Annotated in this window: 11 protein-coding genes; 7 read left to right on the plus strand and 4 right to left on the minus strand. The window is 55.2% G+C overall.

Going from position 1 to position 9,147, the window contains the following annotated elements:
• Window positions 1-282: 282 nt before the first annotated feature.
• The 4 genes from ADK28_RS22170 to ADK28_RS22185 all read left to right on the plus strand — a co-directional run bounded on the left by ADK28_RS22170 (window position 283) and on the right by ADK28_RS22185 (window position 3,041).
• Complete coding sequence (locus ADK28_RS22170; protein WP_048796674.1) at window positions 283-723, plus strand: DUF1419 domain-containing protein; 441 nt, start codon at window positions 283-285, stop codon at window positions 721-723.
• Window positions 724-816: 93 nt separating this feature from the next.
• Window positions 817-1,083, plus strand: coding sequence for a hypothetical protein (locus ADK28_RS22175; RefSeq protein ID WP_048796675.1), 267 nt, complete (start codon window positions 817-819; stop codon window positions 1,081-1,083).
• Window positions 1,084-1,186: 103 nt separating this feature from the next.
• On the plus strand, window positions 1,187-1,753 hold the full coding sequence (locus ADK28_RS32545) for a DUF5983 family protein (RefSeq protein WP_048796676.1): 567 nt from the start codon (window positions 1,187-1,189) through the stop codon (window positions 1,751-1,753).
• 454 nt (window positions 1,754-2,207) lie between these two features.
• Window positions 2,208-3,041 carry a DUF932 domain-containing protein gene (locus ADK28_RS22185; protein WP_048796677.1) on the plus strand — a complete coding sequence of 278 codons (834 nt, stop codon included), beginning with the start codon at window positions 2,208-2,210 and terminating at the stop codon, window positions 3,039-3,041.
• Between the two features lie 174 nt (window positions 3,042-3,215).
• Here the strand turns inward: ADK28_RS22185 and ADK28_RS22190 are convergent, their stop codons facing one another.
• Window positions 3,216-3,527 (minus strand): hypothetical protein, encoded by a 312-nt coding sequence (locus ADK28_RS22190; protein WP_048796678.1) that lies wholly within the window; start codon window positions 3,525-3,527, stop codon window positions 3,216-3,218.
• Between the two features lie 278 nt (window positions 3,528-3,805).
• Between ADK28_RS22190 and mobA the strand changes: the two genes are divergently transcribed.
• The 3 genes from mobA to ADK28_RS22205 are packed head-to-tail and all read left to right on the plus strand — an operon-like array spanning window position 3,806 to window position 6,622.
• Complete coding sequence (gene mobA / locus ADK28_RS22195) at window positions 3,806-4,150, plus strand: plasmid mobilization protein MobA (RefSeq protein WP_048796679.1); 345 nt, start codon at window positions 3,806-3,808, stop codon at window positions 4,148-4,150.
• A 1-nt stretch (window position 4,151) separates the two neighbouring features.
• Window positions 4,152-6,083, plus strand: a complete 1,932-nt coding sequence (gene traI / locus ADK28_RS22200) for a TraI/MobA(P) family conjugative relaxase (RefSeq protein ID WP_048796680.1) — start codon at window positions 4,152-4,154, stop codon at window positions 6,081-6,083.
• 14 nt (window positions 6,084-6,097) lie between these two features.
• Window positions 6,098-6,622 (plus strand): hypothetical protein, encoded by a 525-nt coding sequence (locus ADK28_RS22205; RefSeq protein ID WP_048796681.1) that lies wholly within the window; start codon window positions 6,098-6,100, stop codon window positions 6,620-6,622.
• Window positions 6,623-6,836: 214 nt separating this feature from the next.
• Here the strand turns inward: ADK28_RS22205 and tnpC are convergent, their stop codons facing one another.
• The 3 genes from tnpC to tnpA all read right to left on the minus strand — a co-directional run bounded on the left by tnpC (window position 6,837) and on the right by tnpA (window position 9,065).
• Window positions 6,837-8,339: an IS66 family transposase gene (gene tnpC / locus ADK28_RS22210; protein ID WP_048795398.1), complete on the minus strand. Its 1,503-nt coding sequence runs from the start codon at window positions 8,337-8,339 to the stop codon at window positions 6,837-6,839.
• A 64-nt stretch (window positions 8,340-8,403) separates the two neighbouring features.
• Entirely contained in the window at window positions 8,404-8,742 is a 339-nt protein-coding gene (tnpB, locus tag ADK28_RS22215) for an IS66 family insertion sequence element accessory protein TnpB (protein WP_048795397.1), read from the minus strand.
• Entirely contained in the window at window positions 8,736-9,065 is a 330-nt protein-coding gene (tnpA, locus tag ADK28_RS31795) for an IS66 family insertion sequence element accessory protein TnpA (protein ID WP_049191698.1), read from the minus strand. Before tnpA ends, tnpB begins: the two co-directional genes overlap by 7 nt.
• Window positions 9,066-9,147: the final 82 nt, after the last annotated feature.

The raw sequence follows: 9,147 nt of genomic DNA on the forward strand, positions 1-9,147 counted from the left end.
GCCCACTTTGCCCCCGTTGTCAGCGGTGTTCACTTTTGCTGTGACTGACACTGCCCTGTTCCGGTCCATAAACAAGGGTCGGCTGAAGCCTGATGCCGGCACCCGTTCGCACTCCCTCCCTCTGGTCAGTCGCTTGCGCTGCGGCTTTGTCATCCCCCTTGTTTCCGTCCCCGATGGAACAGGGCGGTCATGTGTCACAGCAACGTGCTCCCCGCCTTCCGGAAACGGAAAAAGGGGACACCAGAAAGAAGCCGAAGGGCACAACCAGTGAGGAAATGAGCAATGAACGCGATGGCATTCTGGAGCAAATCTTGTGGATTCAACGGCTGGCGTAAAGCGCACTTCGTCGAGGGTGCGTGGCGTACCACGGCCTGTGCCACGTCGAAGACGCTGGAGGAGCTGAATGCTCATGGCGATCACTGGGAGCTGGTGACGGTGGAAGAGGCGCAGGCCCGTTTTGCCCAGGCAAATTATCAGCCGGTGACCGAAATCAATGAAGCGCGGTTTATGGACATGCTGGAAGTGCTTCCGCCGCTCGACTGGCGCGGAACGGCTGACAGCCAGTCATTCAAGCTGAGCGAAATGTACAGCGGCAACATCACTGACATTTTTGCCCAATACGGCACGCGCTTTTTCCAGATGCGCAACCACGCCACGCTCACACACAGCGAAATTATGGAAAAGGTTAAGGCGTTTATTGATGCCGAAGGGATTGCCGTTTAAGCGGCAATAAAAAAGCAGAGCGGTCGCTCTGCTTAATCATCCCCGGTCTGTTCGAGCAGGCCGGAAACTACAAGTCTCAGATGGAGTTACATCATGAAAGACCGTTTTATCCTCGCATGTCAGGAATATTTTGTAAAGCGCCGTGCAGAAGCACAGGCCGCCGGTCAACCGGTCTGCGCGCACCCGCGTTTTCGCCGTGAAACGTTACCGGAGGAAGACATCTCACGTCGTCTGAAAAGGCTGGGACGTCGCATTGTGCGCAGTGAAGGCCTCAACAAACCTGTCCGCGTTCCGGCGCTGAACGGGGCAGAGTGGGGGCATCTGCTCCGCTCTCTGGAGACCGTCAAAGGTCTTGCGTAATGACTACCGCCCCGCAAGGGGCGGTATTTAACCCCCGACTGGCGCTCACCGGCATTGAGCCGCTGAACGCCAGAAGAATCAGCCAGGGACAATGGAGCCCGACATGAAAAAAATTACAGAAGGTGCGCCGTATGGCGTCACGGTGATTCAGCTTGAGAACTGCGATGAGGCGCTTTACCTGCACGGAAACTGTCTGGCCTGTGCCGATTTTGCCCAGAGGGATGATCCCGTCTGCGATGTGGGCGTGCATCTGTCGGAGACGTTGGGTGTTCCGTATCAGTTACTGACCCTGCCTGTTCCGGAAGACGAAGAGTGGGCCTGGAATGATGTTGTTGAAAAACTTGGATGGGGAAAAACGTTCACGCTGGGCGCAAGAGTGATGCGCCCGGTTCTTGAATGCTCCACCACCCATATTACGCTTGCTGACAGCCATCTGCTGGGTGATCTGACTCGCGACACGTCTACCCGGGAATGGATCCATGACACCGGCGTGGGATTCATGATCCGCCTCGATGCCGTTAGATTCCCTCTCCTGAAATTGAAACGGGAAGGGTTATCAGGTGCTGCCCGTTGGGTTATCTGGCACGGCATCAGGCAGGCCAATATCAGCATGATCCATTTTTCTGCCGTCGGAGATAGTCTGGACGGGTTCCAGACATTTGACTGGTGATGATACTGCCCCGAACTTTCGGGGCAATATGCTTCCCGATCAGCCAATTTCTTCCCGCCAGACAGCCCCCCGGGCTTGCAGCTGGCTTGCGCCAGCGCCGCCCCAACCAGGGTCGCTTTTCGTCCCCTTCAGGGATACGGGCCTTGCCCGCCACTTCCTTCCGGCGTTTCCCTTTTCGTTACCGGATTCATCGCAGTCTGCCTTTGCCGTGAAAGACACTGGCCTGGACCGTTCACCCTGCAAGGGCACGGCTAAAGCCTGCTTTCCTCCCCCGTTCGCACGCCTTCCCGCTGGTCAGTCGCTTGCGCTGCGGCCTCGGACAGCTCCCTTGCAGGCTTCACTGAAGGTCCAGACCGGTCATTTCATCACGGCAACGGCCTCCAGCGATGGTGAATCACCATCAAAAGGACGACGCCAGAAGAAAGTCACTTTATAACCCCTGAGGAGAATCACCATGGCCCGTTTATCATCTGTTTTCCGCTCTGCTAACGTCATTCGTAAAGAACGCGCGCTGACCAACGATGAACTCATGCGCTTTGTTCCGAGCGTCTTTTCTGAGGAAAAGCATGAGTCCCGCAGCGAACGCTACACCTACATCCCGACAATCACCCTGCTGGATAATCTGCGCAAAGAAGGGTTTCAGCCTTTCTTTGCCTGCCAGACGCGTACGCGTGACGCCGGAAAGCGTGAGCATACCAAGCACATGCTGCGCCTGCGCCGTGAGGGGGAAATTGCAGGAGAGGAGGTGCCGGAAATTATTCTTCTCAACAGCCACGACGGCAGCAGCAGCTATCAGATGATCCCCGGCATGTTCCGCTTCGTTTGTATGAACGGTATGGTTTGCGGGAAAACGTTTGGAGAAATCCGCGTACCACACAAAGGGGACGTTGTCGGGCAGGTGATCGAGGGTGCTTATGAAGTACTGGACATTTTCGACGGCGTGAAAGAATCGCGCGGTGAGATGAAAGAAATCGGACTCAGAAAAGACGAGCAGCGAATTTTTGCCGAGATCGCACTGAACTGGAAATATGACGATAAAGGTGAAGGCAAGCACATTCCGCTGACGCCAGATGATGTGTTGCAGACCCGCCGTGATGAGGATAAACACAATGACCTCTGGACAACCTATCAGCGCGTTCAGGAGAACATGACGAAGGGCGGCGTCTGGGGAAAGAATGCGAAAGGAAAATTCCAGCGTACGCGCCCGGTCAATGGCATTGATGGCGATGTGAAGCTAAATCGGGCGTTGTGGGAGATGGCTGAAAAAATGAAGGCACTGAAAGCCTGACAGGGAAAGGCAGGGGGAAACCTCTGCCACCTTCTACCCCGGTCATTTTTCACCGGTGTTGAACCGGCTCAAAATGAAATCCCCCGCCAGGAGAAAGAAAATCGTCACAGTGGTGCCGTTTTTCTTTCTCCTGTCCGCCCCCATGGGCTTCCGAGGTTAGTTAAAAACCGTCAATTATTGAGCTGGTTTATCATTAACCGTTGTTGCGGGCTTTCTGCTTTTTGACGTGCGCGCTGGTGCTTTTTTGGCAGAACTCAGAATCTCGCGGATGGCCTTCACGCTGGTTGGTATCCCGGCAGATTCGAGCGCACTTCGAATATCTTCCACGCTGTAACCTTTGTTATTCGCCAACTCAATAATTTTTCCTTTCAACTGCTCCAGCACGTCTGTTTTAGTGAGGCGTGTTGGTGTCAAATCTGGCAGATCATCCAGTGATGATTTAGCCAGCTCCACATCCTCGACGCTATACCATTTCTTCTCAGCCATTCTTCAATTTCCTGTTTTTGTGTGCTCAATTCCAGGCTACGAGTATACCTCCCGAAATAACTCAGTGCCAGAACCCGGCATTTCTGGCGTAAGCCAGTGACGGCGCAGCCGAAATCACATATACTTCCGGTCAGGAATCGAAATCTTAAGTGAAACGTGGGACAGGGTATGTTTTGTAGCACCGCCTGCACGCAGACGGTCCCACAAAACGCCCTGGTCAGGACTCCGTCCCGACACCCTATTACGGTGCCAGCCTTGCAGGCCGAGCAGGATTGAAGATGAGTAAGAGTGAAAGACGCCAGAGAACGGCGCTTCTTGGAAGTGTGCGGTGTTACCCGGAAGAGAAGGAGCAGATACAGGCCAGCGCGAAAGCTGCAGGTATCTCAACAGGAGAATTTCTCCGGCGTTCAGCCCTTGGTCGTCGCATTGTGGCCAAAGGTGATACCAAGCAAATGAATGAGATTCTGAAGCTGGGTGGCCTGCAAAAGCATCTGTACAGCGAGATGCAAAAGCAGGGGATGATGACCGCAGAACTAAGTAAACAGTTTGCTGATACGCTGGCGGCGCTTCAGAAGACACTAATGAAATTTCGGGCAGAGAGCCTGAACAATACTGAGGATTAACATGCTCGCAGTCGTGGCCGAAAGACGTCGTGATGGTAAGTCCAGCTTCGTGCAACTCGTCTCCTACACCATCCTGCGTGATGATGTTGAGATGAGCGAAACGCTGTCGCCAGAGCGTCCTTTTGTTCGCAAATCACGGTCAGAAGATAAAATCTTCAATGACCTGGTTGGGTACGCGACACGTAACGCGCTGCCAGATTCACAGGATGTTATCGCAACGTTCCCGGACGGACGTCAGCAGGTGCGTTGCGATAAAGTCATCTGTGAGACCAACTGCTTTTCTCTTGCCACTGCCTCCACCGAAATGGATATGGTTGCCGTGCAAAACACCCGCTGCAATGACCCAGTCTATCATGCCATTCTGTCATGGCCAGAATCTGAAAGGCCTACGCCAGATCAGATTTTTGACTCAGCCAGGCACTGCCTTAAGCGCCTGGGTATGGAGGGGCATCAGTATGTGTTCGCCATCCATGATGACACCGATAATCTGCACTGCCACCTGACCGTTAACCGTATCAATCCGGTCAGCTACAAAGCTGCTTCTCTGTATAACGACCGCTTCACTCTCGACCGCAGCTGTCGCGAGCTGGAGCTCAGGAACGGCTGGAAGCACGATAACGGTCCTTACATGGTGAATGATTCCGGCGCGATTGTTCGTCGCCAGAAATTCTATAAATCTGCCCCTGCAGCTGCACGCCAGCTGGAACATTTCGGTGACAAGGAAAGTCTGTTTTCTTATGCGGTGGATAATTGTCGGGAGAAGATGGATGCTTTGTTCCTGGGCGGGAGCTATGACTGGGACGGGGTGCATGACATTCTGATCGCGGCCGGACTTGAGTTGCGCCAGAAAGGTGAGGGACTTGCGATTTACGACGTCGCCAATGATGAACAGGCACCAATTAAAGCCAGCGATCTTCATCCGGAACTGACGCTGAATTGTCAGCAGGAACTGATTGGTGCCTTTACCCGTGCCTCCGTTGTTTGTGAGGTTAATCGGCAAGGCAGAGATGTTCTACTGAGTGCTGTGGATATTGAATCTCAGTACGATAATCGCCTTCACCGTCGTGACAAAGGTGCCAGAACAGAACGTCGTAATGCCCGTGCGGAGGCTCGCCAGGATCTGATTGCACGCTACAAGGCATACAAAACCAGTTTTGTCCGACCAGGGATCTCAGCTGATGCTGCCCGGACGCGTTTTCGCGAACTGGCGGCCGGATATCGTATTCGCAAAAATAATGTTCGCATGACTGAACGCGATCCTCTCTTGCGTAAGCTGATGTTCCGCGCGCTTGAAGTGGAGAAGATGAAGGATATGGCTGCTCTGCGTTTGCAGATCTGGGATGAGCGGAAGGCGATGAAAGAGATGCCGGGTTCCCGTCCATTGTCGTATCGGGCTTGGGTGGAAGTGCAGGCTACCGGTAATGACGCAGCGGCAATTTCCCAGCTGCGCGGCTGGGCATATCGCGAGAAGCGGAAGAACCGTACTGCGGCTATCTCTGACAATATTATTCTTCACTCAGTTGCTGATGATATTCGTCCGTCGCAGATTCGTGGTTACGATACGACAGTGAATCGTGATGGTGCGGTAGTGTATTCATCCGGAGGTAAGCCGGTGCTGCTCGATCGTGGATTGTATATTGAGGTTGCCGATGCTCCGGCTGAGAAGGGTAAAAATCTGGCGATGGCGTTGCACATCACCGGGGAGAAAAGCGGGGAGACGGTGGAAGTCAGGGGAGATAAAGCGTTTGTGCAGGGTACCATTCAGTACATTCCGCACTTCAATGCGTCGTCCGGTAAAACCGTACCTCTGACTCATCCTTTGCAGCGCCAGCAGGCGGGTTACACTGGCATGAATCGTCAGGAGCCGGACACAACGATCGGTAAAAATACTATGCAGCCTCAGAGCTTGCCTAAACCCGACAGGCAACCCTGAAACTGGAGGATTAAATGGAATTATTTCACGGATCGCGCGCACGCTTCACCGAGTTTGATACCTCCTTCAAGGGCACAGGGGAAGCAGGCACAATCGATGCTATCTGGTTTACCAATAACTTTGCCGGCGCTCGTAATCATGCCCGTTACAAATGCCGTAACGGGGACTCCCCGCTTGTTTACCAATGTAAGCTATCGGAGAGGGCGCTGCTCGCGGATTTCAGCAAACCTCTCAGTGAACAGCCGCGAGTTGCGGAACTTTTGCATCGCCATCTCCCGGTCGGGATCAGCACGTCACTCTCGCAAGGAAGGGAATGGTATGGGTTAGCGCAACCTCATTACCAGAATTTCAAAGGTAAAATGCTCTACACTGGCAACAGAGGTGTTAATTCGGAAGAGAGCATCGAGCTGTTCAGAACCTGCGGACTTCACGGCGTTTATGACTGGGAAGGTGCATGGACCGATCCTTATCTTCACGGACCCTCAATCATCATCTTCGATCTTTCTGTGCTGGATGGCCTTACATGTTGTGACGCCTGAAGCGGCAAACTCAAGTCCTGAAGTTATCTGGCCCCAGAAACAAAAAACCGCCACGAAGGCGGTTTTGTGATCGGCTCATTAGCTTATTTTTTTAAACGACTCTGTGGCCCTGGCTGTCTCTTTTCTCTCTTTACGTTCGTGATAAATAAAAGTAAGCACGTGGTGAACTCACCTTGCGTTGCAAGGTGAGTTTGTGTTTTGGATTTTCAGAGGACTAACGGAAGGTATTGCCGGCGTACGGCAGCAGCTCATTCAACCGCCGGTTCGGCCACGACGGCAACCGCGTCAGTACATCACGCAACCAGGCATACGGCTCCAAACCGTTCAGCTTTGCCGTCTCCAGCAGACTCAGGATATTCGCCATTCGCTGACCCGCTCGCAGACTGCCTGCGAAGAGCCAGTTCTTGCGCCCAACCGCCACCGGACGTATCACGTTCTCCGCCCGGTTGTTGTCTATCGGTACCCGACCATCCTCCAGATAGACCAGTAACGCCGCCCATCGCTTCAACGTATAGTCGATGGCCTTGCGTATCCCCGAGTTTGGTGCCGTCTTCTGCTGCTTCACCTGTAACCAGCTTTCGAACGCCTTCAACCGCGGTTTGGCATAACGGTGTCGCCATCGTCGTCGTTGTTCTGCCGGGCGCTGCTTTATCCGTCGCTCCAGGTTGTACAGCTCGCGGATAGTGGCCAGGGCGATTTCTGCCACCGGACTGCCGTTCGCCTTGTGCTGGTCGAAGAACTTCCGACGCACATGCGCCCAGCAGCCGGCTTCCTTCACGCTACCTTCGTCGAACAGCGCCCGGTAACCGGCATAGCCGTCCACGACCAACGTACCCTGCCAGCTATCCAGCATCGCGCTGGCATAGGTGCCACTGCGGCCCGGCTGGCAGTCATACAGCACCACCGCCCTGTCTGCCCCGGCGGCGCTGACGTAGGCCCACAGATACCCCTTCTGGCTGTGACCTTTTTCGGGATTGAGCAACAGTAACGGTGTCTCATCCGCCTGCAGTACCGCTTGCTGCAGCAGGTCCTGCCGCAGGGCGTCGGCCAGTGGCTTCAGTGCCGCCCCCACCGCACCGAACCAACCAGCCAGCGTGCTGCAGGGAATATCGATACCGTGACGCAGGTAGATTTTCTGCTGACGGTATAGCGGCAGATGGTCACTGCATTTGGCTACGGTGACCTGGGCCAACAACCCCGGACCGGGCTGGCCTTTTTCGATAAGCTGAGGCGGTAAGGGAACGGTATGGACGGTTTCACAGCAGGGACAGCTGTAGTGCGGGCGCACCGTGCGATGCACCACCACCCGAGCCGGAATGTACTCCAGCCGTTCGCTCACCTCATCACGCAGGGGGCGCAGGGCGTGCCCGCAGTCGGGGCAGTCATGACTGCTCAGGTCAAGACGGACCGTTTCACGGGATAACTCTGGCGGCAATGGCTGGCGTTTGGGCGGTGTGCCAGGGAGCGCCTTGCCTGCCGGTAACACCGCCGCCAACTGCTGTTCCAGGTCGGCGGTGTCGGCATCGACATCCTCTTCCGCCAGGCTCCGCTGTTCGCCCTGGAAGGCTTCACTCTTGCGGCCGAAGCGCCAGCGACGGCCGGCCTTCAGCGCGTCTTCCAGGGCCTGGATGTAGTGAGCCTGAGCTTCGAGCAGGGCCAGAGCCCGGACACGTAACTCATGGGGATCTTGTGTGGTAAACAGCGCGTCGATATCCATATCAGCAGCTTGACATAACGGACGGTGATAATCACGTCATATCATGACGTTAACGTTTAACGTCTCAGGTTTCCCAGCCCGGCAGGTCAAGCCCCTCAACCTGTTGCCAGTCTACCCCCTTGGTCAGCCAGGCGAACTGCTCTGCCGTCAGCGGCCAGGCGGTATCCCCGGGGCGGGGCCAGGTGAAGTGGCCCTGATGCAACCGGCGGGTGCACAGCCAGACGCCGTGCTTGTCCCACTGCAACACTTTGATGCGTGAGCGTGCCTTGTTGCAGAAAACCACCGCGGTTCCCGGCGGTAAGGGCGAGGGCAAGTGTTCATCGGCCAGCCGGGTCAGGGTATCAATACCCCGGCGCATATCGGTCGGCTCACGGGCCAGCCAGATGGCATGAGGCATTAGCATAGGTTGAGCTCCGCCATGATGGCCGGCAACTGGCTGGGCTGGCAGGTGATGGAGCACCGTTTTAAATTCAGGGTAATGGCGGGCATATGCGGGTCTATGTTGGGGAGGGATAGCGGTGCCTCTTCAGGGGCAACAGTCACCGGAATAAAAGGGGGTTCAGCGGCCGGTGACGTTGGGATTTTGGTCCACTTGCCGACCCAGTTGCAAAAGGTTTTGACATTGAGATGGTGTTGCAGGCTGTACTGAGTGCGGGACAGGCCGCTGAATTGCCAGTCGGCGACATGTTGCTGCTGTTGTTGGAGGGTATGGCGAGATTTTGGCATGGGGGAACCTGCGTAGTGAACATGAGGTTCAAGCGTGCCGAGTCGCACAAGGATTAACAATGTGAGTTCACCGCGTGCTTAC

The sequence above is a fragment of the Serratia sp. 506_PEND genome, assembly GCF_001076875.1.
GTDB classification, from domain to species: domain Bacteria; phylum Pseudomonadota; class Gammaproteobacteria; order Enterobacterales; family Enterobacteriaceae; genus Serratia; species Serratia marcescens.